Origin of the sequence: Intrasporangium sp. (assembly GCF_039812505.1) — a bacterium.
In the GTDB taxonomy this organism is placed as follows: Bacteria; Actinomycetota; Actinomycetes; order Actinomycetales; family Dermatophilaceae; genus Intrasporangium_A.
In genome coordinates this window covers 1-23462 of sequence record NZ_JBDIAQ010000051.1, presented here as the reverse complement: position 1 = coordinate 23462, position 23462 = coordinate 1, and the positions used below count along the sequence as shown (strand labels likewise).

The following is a 23462-nucleotide window of genomic DNA, read 5'->3' as shown; positions in this document are numbered from 1 at the left end:
GCCGAGGTCGCGCAGGGCCGTGGCGACCTCGAGGCCCGCCTGACCGGCTCCGACGACGAGGGTGGCTCGCTGCGACGACATGGCTCGATCGTATGCCGTGGCTCCGGTTGGCAGCCGCCGCACTTCTCTTGCCGCCGCCGGCGGGTGGGCGCCGGCCGCACGTACCGCCGGCTGCTCGTGACCGGCGGGCCTCGCCGGTCGGGCTCGGACGCCCGCCGCCCGGACCCGGACCCCCGCCCCGGCGGAGGTGACGGACGGCAGGACACCACAAGTCGGCTCGAACCCCCTCCGGGCGTGCTCAGCCGGCACGAACCCACGCGGGTTGCCGTGTTCTTGTGCACGCAACCCCACCGGGCGAGCGCCCCGGCCGCCACCACACGTATGGCGCTCAGCCGGGCGAGTGCGGCCCGCCCCGGCGGCGCGGGCGGGGCCGGGGCTGGCAGTGCGGGCACGAGTACGACGACCGGTTCATGAACGGCTCGCGTCGGATCGGGGTACCGCAGCGGTCGCAGGGCATCCCCTCGCGGCCGTACACGTGCAGGGACCGGTCGAAGTAGCCGCTCGCGCCGTTGATGTTCACGTAGAGCGTGTCGAAGCTGGTCCCCCCCTGGGCGATGGCCTGCGTCATCACCTCCCGGGCGCAGTCGATGATGCGGTGCAGGGTGGGCTTGGTCAGGTCCTTGCACCGGCGCTCGCCGTGCACCTTGGCAGCCCAGAGCGCCTCGTCGGCATAGATGTTGCCGATACCCGACAGGAGCCTCTGGTCGAGCAGGGCGCGCTTGACGGCAGAGTCCCTGCGCCGCATCGCGAGGACGACCCCACGCTCGTCGAAGGCCGGCTCGAGCGGGTCCGGGCCGATGTGGGCAACGGCCGCCGGGAGGCCGTCGGGCCCGACGGGCGAGAGGGCGAGCCCGCCGAACGTGCGCTGGTCGACGAACCGCAGCTGTGGGTCGCCGTCGGCGAACTCGAAGCGGGCGTGGCAGTGCTTCTCGAGCGGGGCGTCGGCCGGCTCGACGAGCAGCTGTCCGCTCATCCCGAGGTGGACCACGAGGGCGTCGTCCCGGTCCAGCTCGAGCCACAGGTACTTGCCGCGCCGCCGTGCGGCCACAACCGTGGCCCCGGCCAGCCGGTCGGCCAGGTCGACCGGGCCGGGCTCGTGGCGCCGCGCGACGCGGCCACCGGTGATGGTCGCCCGGACGACCTGACGACCGGCCACGTGGTCGGCGAGTCCGCGACGGACGACCTCGACCTCGGGCAGCTCGGGCATCGACGGGTCAGGAGGCGGGCGGTGAGCTGCGGTCGAGGTGGTGCCAGGCCTGTTGGGCGGCCTGCTGCTCGGCCTCCTTCTTGCTGCGCCCGTCGCCCTGGCCGATGACGCTGTCGGCGACCACGACCCTGGCGTGGAAGTGCTTCTCGTGGTCGGGCCCGGTCTCCTCGAGGCGGTAGTCCGGCGACCCCAACCCCGCCTCGGCGGCCTTCTCCTGCAGCGACGTCTTCCAGTCCAGGCCCGCACCGAGCAGTGCCGCTCCCGCGATCAGGGGGTCGAAGTGGTGGTGCACGAACCGCGCCGCCCCGGCCATCCCCGTGGAGAGGAACACCGTGCCGATCAGTGCCTCCAGCGTGTCCGCGAGGATCGAGGCCTTGTCGCGGCCACCGGTGGCCTCCTCGCCCTTGCCGAGCATGACGAACTCGCCGAGCCCGAAGGTCCGGGCGACATCGGCCAGCGCCCGCATGTTGACGACCGCGGCACGCAGCTTGGCCAGCTGCCCCTCGGGCAGGTCGGGATGTCCGACATAGAGCGTCTCGGTGACCACCAGGCCCAGGACCGAGTCCCCGAGGAACTCCAGCCTCTCGTTGTTCGGCAGGCCGCCGTGCTCGTAGGCGTACGACCGGTGCGTCAGGGCACGCAGGAGCAGCGGCTCGTCGACCTCCTGGTCGACCACCTCGGTGAGATGGGCGACCAAGGGCTCGACGGGCCGCTGCGCACGCGCCGCGACACCCTCGATGTCGGTGTCGGCCACGGCGGGCTCAGGCCCGGTGCTCGGTGCGCTCGGCCTCGGCGTAGTGGCGCCCGTTGTAGGTGCCGCAGTTGGGACAGGCCACGTGCGGCTGCCGCGGCGCGGAGCAGCGTGGGCACGTGGTGAGCGCGGTCGGCGCAGCCTTCCAGTTCGCCCGGCGCGAGCGGGTGTTGGACCGCGACGTCTTACGCTTCGGGACAGCCACGTCAGTTCCTCTTCTCTTGCAGGTGGTCCCCCAGCAGTCCGCTGAGGGCCGACCATCGTGGGTCGGTCACTTCGTGATGGTGCTCCGGGTGGTCCGCGAGGCGGGCTCCGCACCGGGGGCACAGCCCCGGACAGTCCTCCCGGCACAACGGCTGGAACGGCAGCGTCGGGACGAGCGCGTCCCGGATGACGGGCTCGAGGTCGACCAGGTCGCCGACGAGCTCGTGCACCTCGTCGTCGTGCTCGACGCCCGCCTCGTGGTGGTGCGCCGCCCGGTCGCTGTACGCGAACAGCTCCTGGTAGCTGCCCTCGACCGCAAGGACCACCGGGTCCAGGCACCGCACGCAGGAACCGGTCGCCGTGCCACCGGCCGTGCCCGACACGAGCACGCCCTCGACCACGGACTCGAGCCGCACCTCGAGCCGCACCGGCGAGCCGGCCCGGATCGCGATGATGTCGGTGCCGAGGTCGTCGGGCAGGTCCACCGTCCGGTGCAGCTCCTGCATGGTCCCGGGTCGCCGCGTCAGCGCTCTGGTGCTGATCACCAAGGGTGAACGCGGGTCGAGGTGGTCCATGGCTCCAGACGGTGGTTGACGAGTCCGGCCCACGTCACGGCAGACGCGGACCGACGCCCAAGGCTACCGGAGCACGGGGCCGTGCCCAAATTCGCCCGGTGCCGGGCCGGCGGCCTCAGCCGGGGTGGCCGACCCGTTCGCGCAGCGCCGCGCACACCGTGTCGGGCACGAGTCCGCTGACGTCGCCCCCGTAGCGCACGACCTCCTTGATCAGCGAGCTCGAGACGTGCTGCCACTCGGGCGCCGCCACCAGGAACAGGGTCTCGACCCCGGTGAGGTGGTGGTTCATGTTGGCCATCGGCAGCTCGTAGGCGAAGTCCGTGCCGCCCCGCAGCCCCTTGACCATGGATGCCGCACCGACCGCACGGCAGACGTCGACCACGAGCTGGTCGGCGAAGGACTCCACCCGGACGTTGCCCAGCTGCCCGATCGAGCCCTCGAGCAGGGCGGTCCGCTCGTCGATCGTGAAGGTGCCCTGCTTGCCCGGGTTGTGCAGGATCGCGACGACCACCTCGTCGAAGAGCCGCGACGCCCGCACGATGATGTCGATGTGGCCGTTGGTCACGGGGTCGTAGGAGCCGGGACAGACACAGCGTCGTGCGGAGGTCGTCACGCCCCCAACCTACGCGACGCCCTCGTCGAGGGGCGGCTCGGCGAACCACACCGTGGTGTCGCCGTAGCGCTTCTCCCCCGAGAGCTCGAGACCCTTCGGCCAGGTCGGCTGCGGCGAGCGCGCCGACCGCTCGACGATCACGAAGGCATCGGCGGCCAGCCACTGCTGCCCGACCAGGGTCCCGAGGACCTCGGTCAGGGTCGACTCGGCGACCTCGTAGGGCGGGTCGAGCAGGACCAGGTCCATCCGTATGCCGCTGGGCGGGCCGGCCGCCAGGGCCCGCTCGACCGTGTCGGCGACCAGTCGGGTGCCCGGCAGGCCGACCGCCGTGATGTTGGCGCGGATCGCGGCGACGGCCTTCCGGTTCGACTCGACGAGCACGACGAGGCGTGCTCCGCGGCTCGCGGCCTCGAGGCCCAGCGCGCCCGACCCGGCGTAGAGGTCGAGGACGTGGGCGCCGGCGATCAGGTGGCGGTGCTCGAGCCGGCTGAACAGCGCCTCGCGGACCCGGTCGGACGTCGGCCGGGTGTCCGCCCCCGGCGGGGTGCGCAGGGTTCGCCCGCCCGCGCGGCCGCTGATGATCCTGGTCACCGTCACCCGCGCTCGAGGAAGGCGGCCTGCTCGTCGTCGAGCCGGGCCGCGACCGCGGCGGCGAGGTCGGGATGCCCGGCGAGGGTCGGGTCCGCGCCCACGATGGCGAAGGCGTCCTCTCGCGCGTCCGAGATGATCTGCTCGTCCTCGGGGCGTCCCAGCCGCAGGTGGCGCACCGAGCCCGTGCTCCCGCTCTGGCGGGCGCCGAGCACGTCACCCTCCCGGCGGAAGGCGAGGTCCAGCCGGGCCAGCTCGAAGCCGTCGCTCGTGCCGGCCACGGCAGCGAGCCGTTCGGCGGCGGCCGGACCGGGGGCCGTGGCCATGAGCAGGCAGAGGCCCGGAGCGCTGCCGCGGCCGATCCGACCGCGCAGCTGGTGCAGCTGCGAGACACCGAACCGGTCGGCGTCGACGACGACCATGACCGTGGCGTTCGGCACGTCGACGCCGACCTCGATCACGGTCGTGGCAACCAGCACGTCCAGCTCGCCGGCGGTGAAGGCACGCATCGTGGCGTCCTTCGTCTCGGCGTCGAGCCGACCGTGCAGCACCGCGATGCGCGCGCCGGACAGCGCCGGGTTCGCGCGGAGCTGGTCGTACATCGCGTGGACGCCGGTCAGCTCGCGCGTCGGGCCCTCCTCGTCGGGCACCGGCCCCCAGTCGGAGACGTCCTCGTCGGTCGAGTCGCGACCGGCGGCGAGGTCGGGGTCGAGGTCCCCGATCCGGGGGCAGACGACGTACGCCTGGTGGCCCTGGGCGACCTCCTCGGCCACCCGCTGCCAGGTGCGCTCGACCCAGCCGGGTCGCTCCGCGTCCACCACGTAGGTCGCGACGGGCGGACGGCCCCGGGGCAGCTCGCGCAGGGTCGAGGTCTCCATGTCGCCGAAGACCGTCATCGCGACGGTCCGGGGGATCGGTGTCGCGGTCATCACGAGCACGTGCGGCGGGCGGGTGGCCTTGTCCCGAAGGGCATCGCGCTGCTCCACCCCGAACCGGTGCTGCTCGTCCACGACGACGAGGGCCAGGTCGGCGAACTGGACGTGCTGCTGGATGAGCGCATGGGTGCCCACGACGATCCCGGCCGCGCCGGATGCGGCGTCGAGCAGCGCCCGCTTGCGGGCGGCCGCGGTCTGGCTGCCGGTCAGGAGGGCCACGCTCGTGCCGATCTCGCTGCCACCCAGCAGCCCACCCTCGGCCAGGTCGCCCAGCATCGCCCGGATCGAGCGGACGTGCTGCGCGGCGAGCACCTCGGTCGGGGCCAGCAGCGCGGCCTGGCCGCCGGCGTCGATGACCGCGAGCATGGCGCGCAGCGCCACGACCGTCTTGCCCGAGCCGACCTCACCCTGCAGCAGGCGGTTCATCGGCCGGTCGCCGGCGAGCTCCTCGGCCAGCACCTTGCCGACCTCGCGCTGGCCGTCGGTGAGCTCGAAGGGCAGCCGGGCGTCGAAGGCGGCCAGCAGACCGCCGGGCGGCGGCACCCGCGGGACCGCCGGGACCGACTCCGCCTGGTGGCGACGCTGGGCCAGGACCACCTGCAAGGTGAGGGCCTCGTCGTACTTGAGCCGGGCGAGACCACGCCGGGGCTGGTCCCCGACGCGCGGCCGGTGCACCAGCTCGAGGGCCTGTGCGCGGCTCATCAGCCCGCGCGCCTCGCGCACCTGCGCCGGGACCGGGTCGCGGACCGGCTCGACCGAGTCGAGCGCGAGCTCGACCATGCGGCGGATCGTGAACGAGTAGATCTTCCCCGTTGCCGAGTACACCGGGATCTGGTGGGTCCGGTAGTGCTCGACGAGCCGTGCCGCGTTGTCGTCGCCCGCGAACAGCTCGTAGTCGGGGTGGGCCAGCTGCAGGCGGCCGTGGTAGGCGCCGACCGTGCCGGCGAAGAAGCCGCGGACCCCCGGCCGCAGCTTGTTCTCGTGGCCGTGCGAGCCGAAGAAGGTCAGGTCCAGCTCGTGGCCCAGGCCGTCCGACAGGACCGCCGTGAGCAGGTTGCCCCGGCGACCGCGCATCGGTCGGGACGCGGCCCGGACGACCTCGGCCACGACCATCACCTCCTGACCCGCACGCAGCTCGGACAGGTCGGTCAGCTGGCCGGGCTGCAGGTAGCGGCGAGGAGCATAGTCGAGCAGGTCGCCGACGGTGTGCAGGCCCTTGGTGCGGGCCAGCTGCTCCGCCTGGCCCCGGCGCACCAGCCTGGCCAGCGGGGTCTGCTCGGTGACAGCCATGTCACTCGACCCCGAGCAGGAGCAGGTACACCTGCTGGCCCCCGTGCAGCACCGTCGACTCGACCTCGCGGCGATCGTGGCGCGCCAGCTCGGCGACGGCCTCGCCGAGCTCGTCCGTCACTCCGTCGCCCACGAGGACCGTCAGCAGCTCCCCGCCGCTCGAGAGCAGGCGGGCCCCGACGGCGGCACCGATCGCGGTGACGTCCGAGCCGACGACGACGATGTCGCCGTCGACGATCCCCAGCACGTCACCCGGCTCGCACGGTCCCCCCGAGGTCAGGGCCGACCGGTCGGCGACGGCCACCGCCCCGTGACGGGTGCCCGCGGCGGCGGACTGCATCGCGAGCACGTTCGCGCTCATCGACGCGGAGGGTTCGAACACGGCGATGGCCGCCACCCCCTGCACCGGCGTGCGCGAGTGGACGACGAGGACCTCGATCCCCTCGTCGGCGACCGCCCGGGCGGCGGCCATGGCCGCGAGCTCCAGGTCACTGTCGTTGGGCAGGACGATGACGCCGTCCGCACCCGTGCGGTGGCACTCGCGGATGGCCGCGATCAGCTCGCCGGTCGTGGCCCGCCGGCCGGGACCCGTCGACAGGATCGTGGCCCCGGCCCGGCGGAAGATGTCTGCGAGCCCCTCCCCGGAGGCGCAGGCGATGACGCCCGGCCCCGGTGCGGCGGCCCGGGTGAGGGCGGGACGCACCGGCTGCGGTGCGTCGTCGAGGAGCCGGCTCACCCGTACCTGCCGGGGCCGACCGGCCTCGATACCGGCCTCGATGGCCGCGCCGACGTCGTCGACGTGCGCGTGGACGGTCCACTGGTCGGCCGCGCCCACGACCAGTACGGAGTCGCCGAGCCCCACGAGCCGGGTCCGGAGCGTCTCGGCCGCCTCGTCGGTGGCCTGGCCCAGCAGGTACATCACCTCGTACTCGGGCGGCGGCGCCGGCTCGGCCGCGGTGTCCGGTAACTCGGGACCGGCCGGCACGAAGCTCGGCTTCGGCGGTCGCAGGCTGCGTCGACCGCTCTCGGCGAGGCTGTGGGCGATCCGGCTGTCGTCGCCGGCGCTGACCTCCTCGAGGCACTCGAGCAGCAGGACCAGGCCCGCGCCCCCGGCATCCACGACACCTGCCCGGGCCAGCACGTCCAGCTGCTGTGGCGTACGGGCGAGTGCGGACCGGGCCGCGTCGCGCGCGGCGAGCACGACGGCATACAACCCCCCGGCCTCGCGGGCGCCGGCCTGGGCCGCGGCCCGCGACACCGACAGGATGGTGCCCTCGCGGGGGTCGGTCACGGCCTCCCACGCGCGGCGGTCCCCCTCGAGCAGACCGCGGGCGAGGGTCCGGGCGTCGACGACCGGCTGCCCCTGGCACGCCTCGGCGAGCCCGCGCGCCAACTGCGAGAGGATGACGCCGGAGTTGCCCCGAGCCGACCACAGCAGGTTCTTGGCGAAGACCACGAGCAGGTCCCCGGCGCCGGTGTCGGCCGGCTCGGTCAGGGTGCGGTCAACGGCCCCGTCGAAGGTGAGGAACAGGTTGGTCCCGGTGTCGCCGTCCGGGACCGGGAAGACGTTGAGCGCGTCGATCTCGGCACGGTGCGCGCCGAGCCCCGAACGGACCAGCACCGCCCAGCGGCGGACGGCATTGACGTCCAGGACCTGGAGCTGTCCCTCGGGCGTCGGCACTGCTGCTGGCATGGTGTCCTTCCCGCGTGTTGCTGCTGGGCAGGCTACTGCCTCGGCGCGGCGCGGACACGCAACGCGCACCCCCGGTCGTCCGACCGGGCCCCGGGCGTGGTGGACCGTTCGGTCCGTCCCGATGGCGCGGGCAGCACTCGGGTGGTCCGGCGCAGGACGACAGCGAGAGGGCCGGCCCCGCGTGCGGGAGCCGACCCTGCTGAAGTCACCGGATCAGCGGCTGACCTTGCCGGCCTTGAGGCAGGACGTGCATACGTTGATGCGCTTCGGCGTCACGCCGTTCACCATCGTGCGCACTCGCTGGATGTTCGGGGTCCAGCGGCGCTTGGTGCGGCGGTGCGAGTGCGAGATGGTGTGACCGAAGCTCGGTCCCTTGCCGCAGACTTCGCAGTTGGCAGCCACGGGTGATCTCCTGGAAGCTCGTCGTAGTGGTCGTTGGTGCATGTGAGGGTTGATGCATGTGGTCGTTCGTGCCTGTGGTCGTCGGTCCATGCAGTCGTCGGTCCGCTGCGGCCCGAGGCCGCGGCGGACCGTCGGTCGACGGGCTGGCTTGCCGATGCGCGCAGGGCAACCGCTCAAGAGTAGCCGACCGCCCCGCCGAGGGCCAAAAAACCGGCGTTGCCACCCGCCCGGCCGACCTGCCCCGCCGCCCGATCGGGGTCGGCGCCCACAGCCGGTCGGTCCCGGGCGGTCCCGACGCCGACCGGAACCCACCAGGTCGTGGCAGGCTGAGTGGATGCCTGGTCGCGTCGAGCTGGATCCGGTCGAGCAACGGGTCCTTGGAGCGCTGCTGGAGAAGCAGCGCACGGTGCCGGACAGCTACCCGCTCTCGCTCAACTCGCTACGGACGGCCTGCAACCAGACGACGAGCCGGGACCCGGTCGTCTCCTACGACGAGCCCACCGTCGTCGATGCGCTCAACCGCCTGCGGGACCGGGAGCTGGTGCGGTTCCTCAAGCCGGCCGGGCTGCGCGTGGTCAAGTACCACCAGCGTCTCGAGGAGCAGCTGGGGCTGGACGAGGAGCGGACGGCTCTGCTAACCGTGTTGTTGTTGCGTGGGCCGCAGACTCCGGGTGAGCTCCTGCCCCGGGTCGAGCGGATCCTGGCCTTCGCCGACAGACAGGGCGTCGAGGAGGTCCTGCGGGAGATGGCCGCGCTCGACCCGCCGCTGGTCCGCGAGCTGGACCGAGCGGTCGGGCAGCGGGACCGACGCTGGGCCCATCTGCTCGGCACCGGGCCGGAGCCGGCCGCGCCCGCCCCGTCGGTGGATCGGGAGCAGGTGCTGGCCGCCGGTGCGGCGGCCCGCGACCGGCTGGTGGCCACCGAGTACGACCGGCTGGCCGGCAGCTACGCCGTCGCCCTGGGCGACGACCTCGACGCGAAGCCGTTCGACCGTTGGTTGCTCGACCGGCTCGCCGGATGGGCGGAGGGCGAACAGGGACTGGACGTCGGCTGCGGCCCGGCGCAGGTCGCCGGCTACCTGGCCGGCCGGGGAGTGGCCATGACCGGGCTCGACCTGTCGGCGAACATGCTTGCCCGGGCCCGCGAGCTGCACCCCGAGGTGCAGGTGGTCCGGGGCAGCTTCGCCGTTCCGCCGATGCCACGCGACGCCGACCCGCGCGACCCGGGCTGGGCGGTGGTCAGCGCGTGGTATGCCTTCGCGCACCTCGCGGCCTCGGAGCTGGCTCCCACCCTGGCTGCCCTGACCCGGGTGCTGCGCCGCGGCGGTCGCCTGGCCCTGGCCGCCCAGGTCGGCGACGAGGTGCGCCACCCCGGGGTCCTGTGGGACGTCGCGACCGAGCTCGACTTCGTGCTGCACGACGCCGCCGGGCTCATCGCCGCCGCGCAGGCCGCCGGGCTGGTCGAGCTCGAGTGGTACCGGCGCGGCGCGTTGCCGCAGGAGACCCCGGTCGAATGCCTCTACCTGCTGGGCCGTCGCGACGGCTGAGACCGGGACGGGACGACCGGGCGGCGCCCGACCCGCACCCCCGGATGACGCCCTCGCCCCCAGCGCCCAGCGCGCAGCAGTGGCCGGCTTCGTTACCGTGGAGCGGTGGCGCCCGACCCCGACCCGACGACTCACCGCAAGGCGCGCAGGGACGCGCCCCGCGGGTTCTTCCGGGCCGAGGCGTGCGGGCTGCGCTGGCTCGCCGAGGCCGAGCCGGGCGGCGGCACGCGCATCGTGCGCGTCCGCGCGGTGGGAGAGCACTTCATCGACCTCGAGCGGCTCGACCATGCGGCTCCCACACTGGGCGCGGCGGAGGCGTTCGGCCGGTCGCTCGCCGCCACCCATGCGACCGGAGCGGCAGCCTTCGGCGCGCCCCCGGTCGGCTGGGCCGGGCCCGCGTGGATCGGCCGGCAGGCCCAGGCCAACGAACCCGTACCGACCTGGGGCCGGTTCTACGCGGAACAGCGGGTACGGCCGTTCGTCCACGCGGCGGTACGGGCCGGCCACCTCGATCGTGGAGCCCTGCCACCGCTCGACGACCTCTGCGACCGGATCGCGGCCGGGCAGTTCGACGACGACCGGCCGCCCGCGCGGCTCCACGGCGACCTGTGGTCCGGCAACGTCCTGTACACCGGCCGCGGCGTCTGCCTCATCGACCCTGCCGCCCACGGCGGGCACGGCCTGACCGACCTGGCGATGCTGGCGCTCTTCGGGTCCTTCGCCCTGGACCGGGTCCTCGACAGCTATGCCGAGGCGGCCCACCTGCCGGCCGGATGGCGTGACCTGCTCGGGCTGCACCAGCTGCACCCGCTGGCCGTGCATGCCGTCACCCACGGGCCTTCGTACGCCGACGAGCTCGTCGCGGTGGCTCGTCGCTACCGATGACCCGGGCGCTGCGCTCTCGACCGCACGCTCTCGACGGTACGCTCCCGACAGCCACTGCCGCATCGCCGAGCGGACCTGCCCGACGGGCAGGGTCAGGGGCGGAAGTGGTCCCAGCCGGTCAGCGTCTCGCGCCGCCCGCCCACGAGCACCTCGGGCCCCTCGTCGGGCGCGGTGCCCCGCGCCACGCCGATGACCCGCCACCCCTCGGGCACGCACCCCGGGACGAAGGTGGCCAGCAGGGAGTGCTCCTCCCCGCCGGCCAGCACGCACTCACGGGCGGCCTGCCGGCCCAGGGTCCGCGCGATCCGGTCGACGTCGTCGTCGAGGGCGGTCGGGTCGAGGTCCAGGATGACGCGGCTGGCCCGGGCGATCCGCCCGGCGTCCCGGAGCAGCCCGTCGGAGACGTCGAGCATGGCGGTCGCCCCGGCGGCGACGGCCGCGGGCCCCTGGGCCAGCGGCGGGCGTGGCCGGCGGTGCACCGCGACCGCCTCGGGGTCGGCCTCGGGCCGGTCCTGCCGGAGCAGCCGCAGCCCGGCGTCGCTCAGGCCGAGCGAGCCGGCCACGGCCACGTGGTGCCCGGGTCGCGCACCGGAGCGCAGCACCGGCTCCCCGACGAGGTCCCCGAGCGCCGTGACGGACACGACGACGACGCCCGGCGGCGCCGAGGACAGGTCGCCGCCCAGGACCGCCACGTCGGCCCGGGAGCAGGCGGCCGCGATCCCCCGGGTCAGGTCGAGCACCCACTCGATCGACGCCTGCGGGTCGGCGACCAGCGTCAGCAGCACGCCGGTGGGACGGCCGCCCATCGCGGCCACGTCGGCGAGGTTCTGCGCGATGACCTTGTGACCCACGTCGGCCCCCGAGGACCATTCGTCGCGCCAGTCCCGGCCGAGCACCATCGCGTCGGTGGTCGCGATCGTCCGCCCGGACGTCCGCAGCACCGCCGCGTCGTCGCCGGGCGGGACGGCGAGCCAGTCGGGCCGGTCGTAGAGCGGGAGCACCCGGGCGAGGATCTCCTCCTCGTCGAGATGGGTCAGGGCGGTGCCCTCCGTCAGCAGCGGTCCGGGGCGTCTCTGCACGGGTCCACCCTGTCACCCCGGCTCGCCCCGATGTCACCTCCCCTCACCGCGACGCGGGGCGCCTCGGCGGGGTACGGTCGGTGCACGGCCTTTCGCGAGTCTCCGGCCGTCGCCGATCGCCAGCTAGCAGAAGGGGTCCCCCGTGGTCCAGGCCTACATCTTGATCCAGACCGAGGTCGGCCGCGCCGCGACCGTTGCCAACGAGATGCGTGACATCCCGGGGGTCACTCTCGCGGAGGACGTCACCGGCCCGTATGACGTCATCGCCCGTGTCGAGGCACCGAACGTGGACGACCTGGGCCGCCTCGTGATCGCCCGCCTGCAGGAGGTCCAGGGCATCACCCGGACCCTGACCTGCACGGTGGTAAACGTCTGACCGACCCACCCGTCCGTCGCCGGGGCGCGAGGGCGGCCTGCTGCGCCGCCGTCGCCACCTTGGGCACCCTGGCGGGGTGCTCGGCCTCGGTTGCGGTCTCCCCTGCGCAGTTCGCGGACCGCCCGGCCTGTCGGTCCGTCCCGTGGCCCGAGCAGGTCGGCGGTGCGTCCCGGGTCGCGACCTCCTCGCGCTCGCCGTCGGTGGCGGCGTGGGGCGACCCGGCCATCATCGCCCGTTGCGGTCTGCCTGCGCTGGCTCCGACGACCCTCGCCTGCGTCACCGTGGACGGGGTCGACTGGGTCGTACGGACCCTGAGCGACGGGTCGTCGGCCACCACCTACGGCACGGACCCGGCCATCGAGGTGCTGGTCCCCGAGAGCTACGGACCGGCACCGCTGGAGTTGCCGGCCTTCGCGCCCGCCGTCCGCGAGCTGCCCCCGAACGGACGACACTGCTCGTGAGCAGCGTGCTGGGCGGCATACCGCCGCCGCCCGCCGCTCAGCGCAGGCCGGTGCGCCGCTCCAGCGCCAGGCCGATGAGCTCGTCGATGAGCTCGGCGTAGCCGAGCCCCGACACGGCCCACATCCGCGGGTACATCGAGTGCGGCGTGAACCCGGGCATGGTGTTGATCTCGTTGACCAGGACCCGGCCGTCGTCGGCCCAGAAGCAGTCGACGCGGGCCAGGCCCTCGCAGCCGAGCGCCTCGAAGGCGGCGGCCGCCACGCGGCGCACCTCGTCGGCCACGGCCGGCGGCACGTCGGCCGGGCAGGTGAGGTCGACATCGGCCTCGGCGAGGTACTTCGCCTCGAAGTCGTAGAAGGTGTGGACCCCGCGCACGGCGATCTCGCCCACCTCGGAGGTGCGCGGCCCGTCGGTGCCGTGTCCCTCCAGCACCGCGCACTCGATCTCGCGGCCGGCGATCCCGGACTCGACCAGCACCTTCGGGTCGTGCTCGCGCGCGGCCTCGATCGCGGCCTCGAGGCCGGCCGGGTCGGTGACCCGCGAGATGCCCATGCTCGACCCGGCCCGCGCGGGCTTGACGAACAGCGGACCGGTCAGTCCGGCGCAGGCGGCCAGCGCCGCAGCACGGTCGGCGCGCCAGGCCCGGTCGGTGATGACGGTGTAGGGGCCCACGGGCAGCCCGTGACCGGCGAACAGGACCTTCATGAAGTGCTTGTCCATGCCGGCGGCGGAGGCGAACACCCCGGAGCCGACGTAGCGCACGTCGGTCAGCTCGAGGAAGCCCTGGATGGTGCCGTCCTCGCCGAACGGACCGTGCAGCAGGGGCAGCACGACGTCGACGGCGCCCATCTCGCGGGGCACCTCGCCGGGCTCGAGGACCCGCAGCGCGCGGTCCCCCACCCCCAGCGGCAGCATCACGTGCGCCCCGTCCGGCTCGATCGCCGGGGTGTGGCCCGCGGTGAGCTCGAGGCGGTCCGGCTCGTCGGCGACCAGCACCCACTCCCCCGTCCGGGCGATCCCGATCGGCACGATGTCGTAGCGGTCCCGGTCGATGGCACGCAGCACCCCGGCGGCCGTCGCGCACGAGACGGCGTGCTCGGACGAGCGCCCGCCGAAGACGATGGCGACACGCGGACGGGACGGCGTGCGGGGCTGGTCCGTGGTCATCAGACGAGACTCTATCCCGGTACCGGTGGGGCGGTCCTAGCCTGAGTGCGTGACTGAGGACAACCACCCGACCGACCCGTCCGCGATCCGGCCCGAGACCCTCGTCGTGGCGGCCGGCCGGCCGCCTCGCGAGCCCGGCGCCTCGGCCAACGTGCCGGTGCAGCTCACCTCGACGTATGCCGCCGACGGCCCGGTCGTCTACGCACGCAGCGGCAACCCGACCTGGTCGGCGTTCGAGGCGGCGCTGGGCGCGCTCGAGGGCGGGCACGCGCTGGTCCATTCGTCCGGGATGGCGGCGATCGCCGCCGCCCTGTCACTGGTGCCGCCCGAGGGCACCGTGCTGGTCACCGACGCGACCTACTACGAGACCGGTGAGGCGCTGCGCGAGCTCGAGACCACCGGACGCACGATCGTGCGCCGTCACGCGACCGACACGGCCGGGTTCCTCGCGGCCCTGCCGGGGGCCGACCTGCTCTGGCTCGAGTCGCCCACCAACCCGCTCATGGACGTCGTCGACCTCGAGACGGTCCTGGCCCGCTCGCGCGAGCTGGGCGTGGTCGGGGTCGTGGACAACACGCTTCCCACCCCGCTGCTGTGCCGACCCCTGGAGCTGGGCGCGGACGTCGTCGTGCACTCGGCCACGAAGTACCTGTCCGGGCACTCCGACGTCATCCTCGGCGCCACGGTCGTGGCGGACACGGACCGCGGGCGCGCGCTGGGCGCCCGGCTGCAGCGTCACCGCACCCTGCACGGGGCGATCGCCGGGCCGATGGCGGTCTTCCTGGCACTGCGCGGGCTGCGCACGCTCGCCGTCCGGTTCGAGCGGGCCTGCGCGTCGGCGGCCGAGCTCGCGGTCCGGCTGACCGGTCACCCGGCCGTCAGCCGGGTGCGCTATCCGGGGTTCGGGGGGATGCTCTCCTTCGAGGTCGCCGGCGACGCCGCGGCGGCCGAGCGGGTCTGTGCCGCGACCCGGGTCTGGCTGCACGCGACGAGTCTCGGCGCGGTCGAGTCGCAGCTCGAGCGACGCCGGCGGCACCCCGCCGAGCCCGAGACGGTACCGGAGAACCTGGTCCGCCTCTCGGTCGGCATCGAGCACGTCGAGGACCTCTGGGCCGACCTCGACCAGGCCCTGCGGCACGCCCTGCCCTGACCCGCCTCGGACCTCCCGCAGCCACGGCCACGGGTGCCGCCGGCCACCGGACGCTCCCTGGCCTCAGCGCTTCTCGGCCTTCAGGTCACGGGACATCAGCTTGGGGCCGACCTGGTGGGCCGGGAGCGCGTCCCGCACGACCGCGACGACCTGCTCGACGATCGGCAGGTCGACGTCGTGGTCCTGGCCGAGCGCGAGGATCGACTGGCACGACTTGACCCCCTCGGCGGTCTGCCGCAGCTGTGCCGCGGCGGCCTCGACCGACATCCCGCGGCCCAGGTGCACCCCGAAGCTGTGGTTGCGCGACAACGGGGACATGCAGGTCGCGATCAGGTCGCCCACTCCGGCGAGCCCGAGGAAGGTCTGCGGGTCGGCCCCGAGGGCGATGCCGAGCCGGGTCGTCTCGGCCAGGCCGCGGGTGATGATCGTGGCCTTCGTGTTGTCGCCGAAGCCGAGGCCCTCGGCCATCCCGACCGCGAGCGCGATGACGTTCTTGGTCGCGCCGCACACCTCCGCGCCCACGACGTCGGTGTCGGTGTACGGGCGGAAGTAGGCCGTGGCCAGCGCGGCCGCGACCCGTTCCGCCGTAGCCATGTCGGTGCAGGCCACCACGCTGGCGGCCGGTTGGTGCAGGGCGATCTCGGTCGCGAGGTTGGGCCCGGTGACGACCACGACGCGATCCGGCTCGACGTGGCCGGCCTCGGCGATGACCTCGCTCATCCGCATCGTCGTCCCGAGCTCCACGCCCTTCATCAGGGAGATGACCGGCGCGGCCGGCGGCAGCGCCGACCCCCAGGTGCCGAGGTTGGCCCGCAGCGTCTGCGAGGGCACCGCGAGCACGACGATGTCGCTGCCGGCACAGGCCTGCTCGGGGTCGACCGTCGCCCGGATCGTCGGGGACAGCTGCAGGCCGGGCAGGTACTCGACGTTGCAGCCCTGGTTGATCTGGTCGGCGATCTCCTGTCGGCGCGACCACATCAGCACGGTGGCTCCGGCGTCGGCGAGGATGCCGGCGAAGGCCGTCCCCCAGTTGCCTGCACCCATCACCGCGACGTGGACCATCAGTCTTCTCCGCTCGTGTCGTCGCGTTGGGTGGGGCCGTCGTGTCTCGTGGGGTCGCCGGTCTCGGGCACCCCGTGCTTGCGCGGGTCGAACCGCTCACCGGTGGCACGCTCACCGCGGATCCCCTCCAGCAGTGCCGTGATCCGCGTCATGAGCCGGTCGGTCGCCGTGCGGAGGGTGACCGTGTCGATCGGCCGCTCGTAGAGGTCCGACAGGTCGACGGCCGGCCCGGCCGCCATCGAGATCGTGCGTCGCGGGAACAGCCTGGGCCGGCGGGCGTAGGGCGCGAGGATGTCCTGGGCGCCCCACTGCGCGACGGGGACGAGGGGACAGCGTGTCTCGAGGGCCACTCGAGCCGCGCCCGTCTTGCCCCGCATCGGCCAGAGGGCCGGGTCGCGGGTGATCGTGCCCTCCGGGAAGATCCCGACCGGCTTGCCGGCCCGGATGGCCGCGACCGCGGCCTGGTAGGCGTCCGTGGCCTTGAGCGAGTTGCGGTAGACCGGGATCTGCCCGGAGCGGCGCAGGGCTCCCCCGACGACGGGGATCTCGAAGAGGCTGTCCTTGCCGAGGAAGTAGGTGGGCCGGCCGGAGTCGTACATGAAGTGGGCGAAGACGAGGGGGTCGACGTACGAGATGTGGTTGGGCGCCACGACGAAGCCGCCCTCCTCCGGGAAGTGCTCGGTCCCGCGCCAGTCCCGCTTGGTCGCGGCCAGCAGCACCGGTCGGAGCAACGCGGCCAGGGTGCGGTAGGACAGCGGCAGCTCCGCGGGACTTGCTGCGCTCACGACATGGACCTCCTGGGTCGGGCGCCACCGGGCGCGAGTGTGGGCATCAGTCTCTCCACCGACGGGCGGGCTGTCGAGACCACCGGGGGTGGGTGGGAGAATCCGGGGACCATGCTGACCGCGACTCCTCGGGCACCGGCCTGTAACTGGCACGTCGTCGTGCCGGTCAAGGACACCCGGCACGGCAAGTCCCGGCTGGCCCCTGCCGGGGCCCTGCGCACCCGCCTGAGCCGGGCCCTGGCCGACGACACACTGAGCGCCGTCGTGGCCGCCGTCGGGGCGGCCCGAACCTGGCTGGTCACCGCCGACACCGGTCTGTCGGAGCACTGGACGGACGTCGGCGTGCACGTCGTACCGGACCCTGGGAGGGGGCTGAACGCAGCGATCCGGGCCGGGCTCGCCCAGCTGCCCGAGGGGCCGGCCCGCGCCGTCCTGCTCGGTGACCTGCCGTGCCTGACGCCGGACGACCTCGCTGCGGCACTCGGCACGGGGGGTTGCGCCGGCGAGTGGTTCGTCCCCGACGAGGAGGGGTCGGGCACGGTCCTGCGCGGCGGCCGGGTCATCGTGCCGGAGTTCGGCGCGCACAGCGCGGCCGCCCATGCCGGTCAGGGTGCGGCCCGCCTCGAGCTGGACCTGCCCCGGCTGCGGCACGACGTCGACGACCCGCAGTCCCTCGCGGCCGCCGTCCGCCTCGGACTCGGGCCGGCCACCCGTGTCGCGCTCGGCCTCGCGGTCCCGCCCGGGCCGGACCACCGGGCGACGTCCACCGGCTAGGTTGGGCCCGTGCAGGCAACCGTCCACCGCTTCGACCCGGACACCCTCGCGGGCAGCGTCCTTCGCGACGACGGCGTCGAGCTGCCCTTCGACGCGGCGGCGTTCGCCACGAGCGGGCTGCGACACCTTCGCCTCGGGCAACGCCTGACCGTCGAGGTCAGCGGCGACCGGGTGACCGCGCTACGGATCGTCGGCGTGGGCGGCGGCCGGCCGATCAGGTGAGGGGGTGAGGGCCGCACCGACCGGGGCCGCCCCCACCGGTGCCTGCCCGATCACTGGGCCGCAGGCCGCGCAGTCGACTTCTTGGCCGTCGTGGTGCGTGCGGTGGTCTTCTTCGCAGTCGACGAGCTCTTCGTCGCCGACGCGGTCTTCTTCGTCGCGGCGGCCTTGGCGGTGCGGCTGGTCGCCTTCGCCGCGGGAGCCGCCTTGGTGGCAGCCGCCTTCGTGGCGCCGCGGGCCGGCGCGGTCTTGGTGGTCGACTTCGCGGTCGACTTCGTCGCGGTCGACTTCGTCGCGGCAGCCTTCTTGCCGGCCGCGGTCTTCGTGGCCGCGGCGGTCGCGGTGGAGGCGGACGCGCGGGAGGCTGCGGGGACGCCCTTCGCGAGCTTCTTGCGGCCGGCGACGACCTCCTTGAAGTTGGTGCCGGCCCGGAACTTCGGGACCCGGGTCTTCTTGATCTTGACCGTCTCGCCCGTCTTGGGGTTGCGCCCGGTGCGCGCACCTCGGTCCGCGCGCTCGAAGGTGCCGAAGCCGGTGATGCCGACCTTCCCGCCCCTGGCCACCTCACGGATCACGATGTCGAGAAAGCTCTCGAGGGCGTCGGAGGCGACCTTCTTGCTCCCGACCTTCACTTCTAGGGCGTCGATCAGTTCTGCCTTGTTCACGTCTTCCCCTCCAGAGGAATATCGGTGTCGGGCGACCCGACGATTGGGCCCGGAAGGATCCGGCTTCCTCCGACCGTAGGGGCAGGCACCACCGAGGTCCACCACCGAGAACCGTGTTCTCGTTGTGTCGCAACGAGTTTGCCGACACCGTGGGGGTTCCGTACCGGAAGCCCGACGTTGCGCCCACGCGCTCGCCCCACCACACCCCGAGGACGGGTCGCACTGCGGCCCAATGGGATTCGCTCCAGCTCGCGGTGGCGCGGGCGGAGTCCGGGCTCAGCCCGGCGTCGTCACCGGCTTGAAGGAGGGGCGGTGGCGCTCGAACTCGGTCACCTCGTGCTCATGGCGCAGGGTCAGCCCGATGTCGTCGAGCCCCTCGAGCAGCCGCCACCGGGTGTAGTCGTCGATCTCGAAGGGCGCGACGATGTCGCCGGCCGTCACGGTGCGGGCCGGCAGGTCGACGGTGACCTGCGCCCCGGGGTGGGTCTCGAGGTACTTCCACAGCAGCTCGACGTTGTCCTGGGAGACCACCGCGGCGACGAGGCCGCCCTTGCCGCTGTTGCCGCGGAAGATGTCGGCGAACCGGGAGCTGATCACGACGCGGAAGCCGTAGTCCATCAGCGCCCAGACCGCGTGCTCGCGACTCGACCCCGTGCCGAAGTCGGGGCCGGCCACCAGGACCGAGCCGGCGGCATACACCGGGTTGTTGAGCACGAAGGACGGGTCGGCGCGCCAGGCGGCGAACAGCCCGTCCTCGAAACCGGTCCGGGTGACCCGCTTGAGGTACACCGCTGGGATGATCTGGTCGGTGTCGACGTTGCCGCGACGCAGCGGCACGCCCACCCCGGTGTGGCTCTCGAACTTGTCCATGGCTCAGGCCTCCTGCAGGGTGCCGGTCGGAAGGTCGGCCGGGCTCGACAGCGTGCCGCGCAGGGCGGTCGCCGCTGCGACGACGGGGCTGACCAGGTGGGTCCGGCCGCCCTTGCCCTGACGCCCCTCGAAGTTGCGGTTGGACGTCGAGGCGCACCGCTCCCCGGGCGAGAGGGTGTCCGGGTTCATGCCCAGGCACATCGAGCACCCGGGGAGGCGCCACTCGGCGCCGGCCTCGGTGAAGACCCGGTCGAGGCCCTCGGTCTCGGCCTGCCGCCGCACCTTCGCCGACCCGGGCACGACGAGCATCCGGACACCCTGGGCCACGTGCCGCCCCTTGACCACCGCGGCCGCGGCGCGGAGGTCCTCGATGCGCCCGTTGGTGCACGAGCCGAGGAAGACGGTGTCGACCCTGATGTCGCGCAACGCGGTACCCGGCTCCAGGCCCATGTAGGCCAGGGCGTTCTGCGCTGCGAGCCGGTCGCTCTCGTCGGCGAAGGACTCCGGGTCGGGCACGGACCCGCCGAGCGGCAGTCCCTGTCCCGGGTTGGTCCCCCACGTCACGAACGGCGTCAGGGTGGAGGCGTCGATCTCCACCTCGGCGTCGAAGACGGCATCGTCGTCGGTGCGCAGCGCGCGCCAGTACGCGACGGCGGCGTCCCAGTCGGCGCCCTTCGGCGCGTGCGGCCGGCCCTGCAGGTAGGCGAAGGTGGTCTCGTCGGGGGCGATCATGCCGGCTCGGGCCCCGGCCTCGATCGACATGTTGCAGATCGTCATCCGGGCCTCCATCGAGAGCGCCTCGACGGCCTCGCCGCGGTACTCCAGGACGTAGCCCTGGCCGCCGCCGGTGCCGATCTCGGCGATGACCGCGAGGATGACGTCCTTGGCCGTGACGCCGTCGGCCAGCCGCCCGCGCACGTTCACGGCCATCGTCCGGAACGGCTTGAGCGGCAGGGTCTGGGTCGCCAGGACGTGTTCGACCTCGGAGGTGCCGATCCCGAAGGCGAGCGCCCCGAACGCGCCGTGGGTCGAGGTGTGACTGTCGCCGCAGACGACCGTCATGCCGGGCTGGGTCAGACCGAGCTGGGGACCGACGACGTGCACGATGCCCTGCTCGATGTCACCCATCGGGTAGAGCCGGACGCCGAACTGCTCGCAGTTGCGCCGGAGCGTCTCGACCTGCACCTTCGAGACGGGGTCCTCGATCGGACCCGGCGTGGTCGGGACGTTGTGGTCCTCGGTGGCGAGGGTGAGCTCGGGCCGCCGCACCGGCCGGCCGGCCAGCCGCAGACCCTCGAAGGCCTGCGGGCTGGTCACCTCGTGGATGAGGTGCAGGTCGATGTAGAGCAGGTCGGGCTCGCCCTCGGCGCGCCGCACGACGTGCGCATCCCAGACCTTCTCGGCCAGTGTTCCTGACATGGTTCCTCCGCTGCGGCAACTGGACGGCCGGGCACGCGCAGCCGCACGGGGCGGCGGTGGCGCTCGTCAGTCCAGCGTCGTCCTTTTCGGCGCGTCGCGAATTGACGTCTCAGTGCCTGAGACGTCAATATCATGTCATGGACAAGTCAAGTGGGGTCGGTGTACTCGACAAGGCCGCGACCGTCCTCGGCGCCCTCGAGGGTGGTCCCGCGACGCTGGCCCAGCTGGTCAGCGCGACCGGTCTGGCCCGGCCGACCGCCCACCGGCTCGCCGTCGCGCTGGAGCACCACCGCCTCGTCGCCCGCGACATGCAGGGCCGCTTCGTCCTGGGTCCGCGCCTCGGGGAGCTCGCGTCCGCCGCGGGCGAGGACCGGCTGCTCGCCGCCGCGGGACCGGTGCTCGGGGCCCTGCGCGACCACACCAACGAGAGCGCCCAGCTGTTCCGGCGGCAGGGCGACCAGCGCATCTGCGTCGCGGCGGCGGAGCGACCGGTCGGGCTGCGCGACTCGATCCCTGTCGGGGCCACCCTGTCGATGCTGGCCGGCTCGGCCGCCCAGGTCCTGCTCGCCTGGGAGGAGCCGGACCGGCTGCACCGCGGCCTGCACGGCGCCGCGTTCACCGCCACGACCCTGTCCGGGGTGCGCCGCCGCGGCTGGGCCCAGAGCGTGGCCGAGCGCGAGCCCGGCGTGGCCTCGGTGTCGGCCCCGGTCCGCGGGCCGTCCGGGCGGGTCGTCGCCGCGGTGTCCATCTCCGGGCCGATCGAACGGCTCTCCCGTCAGCCCGGTCGGCTGCACGCCGCGACCGTGGTGGCCGGCGCCAACAAGCTGACCGAGGTGCTGCGTCGCGCCCACGCGCAGCAACAGCAGCACGACGACTGAGCACCGCCGGCCACCTCGCGGGCTCCTCCCGCGCGCCACTCCCCCGGTCCCTGCCGCACGCCAGCGGGGCCGGCGCGGGGCAGCGGAGCCGGCTCGACGTGCGGCCGGCGGCTCGGCGGCATACCCTCCAGGCGACGGTGCACAACGGATCGGTCACGTTCTGCCCCACCGACCCGGCGTTGCCGACCATTCGACCCCCGACCGCGTCACGCTGAATGCCTGCCTCGACCCGCACTCGCCAAGGAGCCGCCATGGGAGCTGCACGTGGACGCCGCACCGGCGCCGGCACCGCCGGGCTCGGCCTGGCCCTGACCCTGGCCGTCTCCGCCTGCTCGCCGGCGGGGCCGCAGGCCACGCCCACGCCGGTCGGCGCGCCGGGCCCGGTCGCCCCCTCGGCGGCGAGGACCGCGAGCCCCACGACGACGAGCGCCCCCGCCGAGCCGGCCACCTCGCCCGCTCGCGTGACGCCGTCGCCGACGCCCACCTCGTCACGCCCGCGCACCGCCACGCCCGCACCTTCACCCACCCGCGCGCCTTCACCCACGCGCACTCCGCCGCCCGAGCCGGCACCGGTCGTGCTGTTCCGGCCGGGAGACTCGTCGCCGCAGGTGCGCCGTCTGCAGGCGCGCCTGAAGCAGCTGCGCTGGTTCGACGGCAACGTGACCGACTACTACGGCAGCCGGACGACCAGCGCCGTGCGGGGGTTCCAGGCCAAGCGCGGCTACGCCGCGACCGGCCTGCTCGACCAGCGGACGTGGGACCGGGTCGTGTCGATGAGTCGGCCGCCGACGAACGACGAGCTGAACAACGTCGTGCACGAGCCGGCCCGGCCCGGGCCCGCTGCGCTGCGCTGGGACGTCGACCAGCGCTGCCTGACCGGCCGGGTCATCTGCATCAGCAAGTCGACCCGCATGCTCACCCGGGTCGTCGACGGGGTGCCGCAGTACCAGTTCGACGTCCGCTTCGGCAGCGAGGCCCTGCCGACCCGGGAGGGCACCTTTGCGATCACGTGGAAGAAGGTCGACGTGATCTCGAACCTCTACCACACCCCGATGCCGTACTCGATGTTCTTCAGCGGCGGCCAGGCGATCCACTACTCGTCCAACTTCGCCCGGCTCGGCTACAACGGCAGCTCCCACGGCTGCGTCAACGTGCGGGACTGGAACGGCATCGTGCGCCTCTACAACGAGGCCCCGGTCGGCACCAGGGTCGTCGTCCACTGGTGAGCCGGCGCCGGTGGGGCCGCCGGCGGGGTGACGCGACGAAGGCCCGGACCGTGCCGGGTCCGGGCCTTCGCGCATGGTAGCCCCGACGGGATTCGAACCCGCGCTACCGCCTTGAGAGGGCGGCGTGCTAGGCCGCTACACAACGGGGCCATGCGGTGTGCCGGCAACCCCGGCACGCGAAGAAACCCTAGCCGCAACTTCGGGATTCTCCCAATCGGCCCACCGGGGCCGACCATCGCTGGGGTACCAGGACTCGAACCTAGAATGACGGAACCAGAATCCGTTGTGTTGCCAATTACACCATACCCCAAGGGGTTTCACGCCGCGCGAGCCGAGGCACGCTGCGGGGCGAACCGAAGACGAATACTACCGGTCCGCCCCGCGCGGGCCCAAATCGGCAGGGCCCACCGGGCGGCCCGCGAGACCCCCGGGACACACCGAACAGCCGCCAGGCTCTACGGCTGCAACCGGGGAAGTTGGCAGGTGCCGGGCGTGTCCCCGGGAGGCCGGGTGGCCGAGGTCAGGACGGCGGTGACCGCCTCGAGGGTGTGGATGGCGGGATGGCGGCCGGCTCCCGAACC

General features: G+C 73.7%; 25 protein-coding genes and 2 tRNA genes. 9 read left to right on the top strand and 18 right to left on the bottom strand.

Annotated features, from left to right (window positions below; all coding sequences use genetic code 11):
* Positions 1-388: 388 nt before the first annotated feature.
* The 9 genes from mutM to rpmB all read right to left on the bottom strand — a co-directional run bounded on the left by mutM (position 389) and on the right by rpmB (position 8318).
* Positions 389-1267: a bifunctional DNA-formamidopyrimidine glycosylase/DNA-(apurinic or apyrimidinic site) lyase gene (mutM, locus tag WMI84_RS08820; RefSeq protein WP_347352276.1), complete on the bottom strand. Its 879-nt coding sequence runs from the start codon at positions 1265-1267 to the stop codon at positions 389-391.
* 7 nt (positions 1268-1274) lie between these two features.
* Complete coding sequence (rnc, locus tag WMI84_RS08815) at positions 1275-2021, bottom strand: ribonuclease III (protein WP_347352274.1); 747 nt, start codon at positions 2019-2021, stop codon at positions 1275-1277.
* A 7-nt stretch (positions 2022-2028) separates the two neighbouring features.
* Positions 2029-2223 (bottom strand): 50S ribosomal protein L32, encoded by a 195-nt coding sequence (gene rpmF, locus WMI84_RS08810; protein WP_347352273.1) that lies wholly within the window; start codon positions 2221-2223, stop codon positions 2029-2031.
* 1 nt (position 2224) lies between these two features.
* Positions 2225-2797 carry a YceD family protein gene (locus WMI84_RS08805; protein WP_347352271.1) on the bottom strand — a complete coding sequence of 191 codons (573 nt, stop codon included), beginning with the start codon at positions 2795-2797 and terminating at the stop codon, positions 2225-2227.
* Between the two features lie 115 nt (positions 2798-2912).
* Complete coding sequence (gene coaD, locus WMI84_RS08800) at positions 2913-3410, bottom strand: pantetheine-phosphate adenylyltransferase (protein ID WP_347352270.1); 498 nt, start codon at positions 3408-3410, stop codon at positions 2913-2915.
* Positions 3411-3419: 9 nt separating this feature from the next.
* The gene (rsmD, locus tag WMI84_RS08795) at positions 3420-4001 is read right to left on the bottom strand and encodes a 16S rRNA (guanine(966)-N(2))-methyltransferase RsmD (protein ID WP_347352278.1); all 582 of its coding nucleotides are present in this window, start codon (positions 3999-4001) and stop codon (positions 3420-3422) included.
* A 2-nt stretch (positions 4002-4003) separates the two neighbouring features.
* Positions 4004-6223 carry an ATP-dependent DNA helicase RecG gene (locus WMI84_RS08790; RefSeq protein WP_347352268.1) on the bottom strand — a complete coding sequence of 740 codons (2220 nt, stop codon included), beginning with the start codon at positions 6221-6223 and terminating at the stop codon, positions 4004-4006.
* Between the two features lies 1 nt (position 6224).
* Positions 6225-7916, bottom strand: a complete 1692-nt coding sequence (locus WMI84_RS08785) for a DAK2 domain-containing protein (RefSeq protein WP_347352267.1) — start codon at positions 7914-7916, stop codon at positions 6225-6227.
* 213 nt (positions 7917-8129) lie between these two features.
* Positions 8130-8318 carry a 50S ribosomal protein L28 gene (gene rpmB, locus WMI84_RS08780; protein ID WP_347352265.1) on the bottom strand — a complete coding sequence of 63 codons (189 nt, stop codon included), beginning with the start codon at positions 8316-8318 and terminating at the stop codon, positions 8130-8132.
* Between the two features lie 334 nt (positions 8319-8652).
* On the opposite strand from rpmB, the gene WMI84_RS08775 reads away from it, so the two are divergent.
* Both WMI84_RS08775 and WMI84_RS08770 read left to right on the top strand, forming a co-directional pair.
* Positions 8653-9864, top strand: a complete 1212-nt coding sequence (locus WMI84_RS08775; RefSeq protein ID WP_347352263.1) for a DUF480 domain-containing protein — start codon at positions 8653-8655, stop codon at positions 9862-9864.
* A 105-nt stretch (positions 9865-9969) separates the two neighbouring features.
* Positions 9970-10749, top strand: coding sequence for a fructosamine kinase family protein (locus WMI84_RS08770; RefSeq protein ID WP_347352261.1), 780 nt, complete (start codon positions 9970-9972; stop codon positions 10747-10749).
* Positions 10750-10841: 92 nt separating this feature from the next.
* Here WMI84_RS08770 and thiL read toward each other — a convergent pair whose 3' ends face one another.
* Positions 10842-11828 carry a thiamine-phosphate kinase gene (thiL, locus tag WMI84_RS08765; RefSeq protein ID WP_347352259.1) on the bottom strand — a complete coding sequence of 329 codons (987 nt, stop codon included), beginning with the start codon at positions 11826-11828 and terminating at the stop codon, positions 10842-10844.
* 142 nt (positions 11829-11970) lie between these two features.
* Here thiL and WMI84_RS08760 point away from each other — a divergent pair, with 142 nt between their 5' ends.
* Together WMI84_RS08760 and WMI84_RS08755 are read left to right on the top strand one after the other, a co-directional pair.
* Positions 11971-12204, top strand: coding sequence for an Lrp/AsnC ligand binding domain-containing protein (locus tag WMI84_RS08760; RefSeq protein WP_347352258.1), 234 nt, complete (start codon positions 11971-11973; stop codon positions 12202-12204).
* Between the two features lie 59 nt (positions 12205-12263).
* Positions 12264-12665 (top strand): DUF3515 family protein, encoded by a 402-nt coding sequence (locus WMI84_RS08755; RefSeq protein WP_347352256.1) that lies wholly within the window; start codon positions 12264-12266, stop codon positions 12663-12665.
* Between the two features lie 37 nt (positions 12666-12702).
* Here WMI84_RS08755 and WMI84_RS08750 read toward each other — a convergent pair whose 3' ends face one another.
* Complete coding sequence (locus tag WMI84_RS08750; protein ID WP_347352255.1) at positions 12703-13833, bottom strand: D-alanine--D-alanine ligase family protein; 1131 nt, start codon at positions 13831-13833, stop codon at positions 12703-12705.
* Positions 13834-13882: 49 nt separating this feature from the next.
* On the opposite strand from WMI84_RS08750, the gene WMI84_RS08745 reads away from it, so the two are divergent.
* A complete protein-coding gene (locus WMI84_RS08745) occupies positions 13883-14983 on the top strand; it encodes a PLP-dependent transferase (protein WP_347352253.1) in 1101 nt (366 codons plus the stop codon).
* Between the two features lie 63 nt (positions 14984-15046).
* Here the strand turns inward: WMI84_RS08745 and WMI84_RS08740 are convergent, their stop codons facing one another.
* The gene (locus WMI84_RS08740; protein WP_347352251.1) at positions 15047-16045 is read right to left on the bottom strand and encodes an NAD(P)H-dependent glycerol-3-phosphate dehydrogenase; all 999 of its coding nucleotides are present in this window, start codon (positions 16043-16045) and stop codon (positions 15047-15049) included.
* Positions 16045-16830 carry a lysophospholipid acyltransferase family protein gene (locus tag WMI84_RS08735; protein WP_347352249.1) on the bottom strand — a complete coding sequence of 262 codons (786 nt, stop codon included), beginning with the start codon at positions 16828-16830 and terminating at the stop codon, positions 16045-16047. Before WMI84_RS08735 ends, WMI84_RS08740 begins: the two co-directional genes overlap by 1 nt.
* A 111-nt stretch (positions 16831-16941) precedes the next feature.
* On the opposite strand from WMI84_RS08735, the gene cofC reads away from it, so the two are divergent.
* Positions 16942-17604: a 2-phospho-L-lactate guanylyltransferase gene (cofC, locus tag WMI84_RS08730; RefSeq protein WP_347352247.1), complete on the top strand. Its 663-nt coding sequence runs from the start codon at positions 16942-16944 to the stop codon at positions 17602-17604.
* Positions 17605-17613: 9 nt separating this feature from the next.
* Positions 17614-17826, top strand: a complete 213-nt coding sequence (locus tag WMI84_RS08725) for a cold-shock protein (protein WP_347352245.1) — start codon at positions 17614-17616, stop codon at positions 17824-17826.
* A 50-nt stretch (positions 17827-17876) separates the two neighbouring features.
* On the opposite strand, the gene WMI84_RS08720 is transcribed toward WMI84_RS08725, so the two are convergent.
* From WMI84_RS08720 to leuC, 3 genes are all read right to left on the bottom strand, one after another.
* Positions 17877-18488, bottom strand: a complete 612-nt coding sequence (locus WMI84_RS08720; protein WP_347352244.1) for an HU family DNA-binding protein — start codon at positions 18486-18488, stop codon at positions 17877-17879.
* A gap of 276 nt (positions 18489-18764) precedes the next feature.
* Positions 18765-19358, bottom strand: a complete 594-nt coding sequence (gene leuD / locus WMI84_RS08715) for a 3-isopropylmalate dehydratase small subunit (protein WP_347352242.1) — start codon at positions 19356-19358, stop codon at positions 18765-18767.
* Between the two features lie 3 nt (positions 19359-19361).
* On the bottom strand, positions 19362-20777 hold the full coding sequence (gene leuC / locus WMI84_RS08710) for a 3-isopropylmalate dehydratase large subunit (protein WP_347352240.1): 1416 nt from the start codon (positions 20775-20777) through the stop codon (positions 19362-19364).
* A gap of 137 nt (positions 20778-20914) precedes the next feature.
* Between leuC and WMI84_RS08705 the strand changes: the two genes are divergently transcribed.
* On the top strand, positions 20915-21655 hold the full coding sequence (locus WMI84_RS08705) for an IclR family transcriptional regulator (RefSeq protein WP_347352238.1): 741 nt from the start codon (positions 20915-20917) through the stop codon (positions 21653-21655).
* A 251-nt stretch (positions 21656-21906) separates the two neighbouring features.
* Positions 21907-22881, top strand: a complete 975-nt coding sequence (locus WMI84_RS08700) for a L,D-transpeptidase family protein (RefSeq protein ID WP_347352236.1) — start codon at positions 21907-21909, stop codon at positions 22879-22881.
* Positions 22882-22955: 74 nt separating this feature from the next.
* Here WMI84_RS08700 and WMI84_RS08695 read toward each other — a convergent pair.
* Together WMI84_RS08695 and WMI84_RS08690 are read right to left on the bottom strand one after the other, a co-directional pair.
* A tRNA-Glu gene (locus WMI84_RS08695) sits at positions 22956-23031 on the bottom strand.
* Positions 23032-23119: 88 nt separating this feature from the next.
* A tRNA-Gln gene (locus WMI84_RS08690) sits at positions 23120-23191 on the bottom strand.
* Between the last annotated feature and the right edge of the window lie 271 nt (positions 23192-23462).

What these genes read in the sequence shown, in the direction of transcription:
- mutM (WP_347352276.1), bottom strand. Translation starts at nt 1,267, where the DNA reads ATGCCCGAGCTGCCCGAGGTCGAGGTCGTCCGTCGCGGACTCGCCGAC.
- WMI84_RS08805 (WP_347352271.1), bottom strand. Translation starts at nt 2,797, where the DNA reads ATGGACCACCTCGACCCGCGTTCACCCTTGGTGATCAGCACCAGAGCG.
- WMI84_RS08790 (WP_347352268.1), bottom strand. Translation starts at nt 6,223, where the DNA reads ATGGCTGTCACCGAGCAGACCCCGCTGGCCAGGCTGGTGCGCCGGGGC.
- WMI84_RS08785 (WP_347352267.1), bottom strand. Translation starts at nt 7,916, where the DNA reads ATGCCAGCAGCAGTGCCGACGCCCGAGGGACAGCTCCAGGTCCTGGAC.
- WMI84_RS08775 (WP_347352263.1), top strand. Translation starts at nt 8,653, where the DNA reads ATGCCTGGTCGCGTCGAGCTGGATCCGGTCGAGCAACGGGTCCTTGGA.
- WMI84_RS08750 (WP_347352255.1), bottom strand. Translation starts at nt 13,833, where the DNA reads ATGACCACGGACCAGCCCCGCACGCCGTCCCGTCCGCGTGTCGCCATC.
- WMI84_RS08740 (WP_347352251.1), bottom strand. Translation starts at nt 16,045, where the DNA reads ATGGTCCACGTCGCGGTGATGGGTGCAGGCAACTGGGGGACGGCCTTC.
- cofC (WP_347352247.1), top strand. Translation starts at nt 16,942, where the DNA reads ATGCTGACCGCGACTCCTCGGGCACCGGCCTGTAACTGGCACGTCGTC.
- leuD (WP_347352242.1), bottom strand. Translation starts at nt 19,358, where the DNA reads ATGGACAAGTTCGAGAGCCACACCGGGGTGGGCGTGCCGCTGCGTCGC.
- leuC (WP_347352240.1), bottom strand. Translation starts at nt 20,777, where the DNA reads ATGTCAGGAACACTGGCCGAGAAGGTCTGGGATGCGCACGTCGTGCGG.
- WMI84_RS08705 (WP_347352238.1), top strand. Translation starts at nt 20,915, where the DNA reads ATGGACAAGTCAAGTGGGGTCGGTGTACTCGACAAGGCCGCGACCGTC.
- WMI84_RS08700 (WP_347352236.1), top strand. Translation starts at nt 21,907, where the DNA reads ATGGGAGCTGCACGTGGACGCCGCACCGGCGCCGGCACCGCCGGGCTC.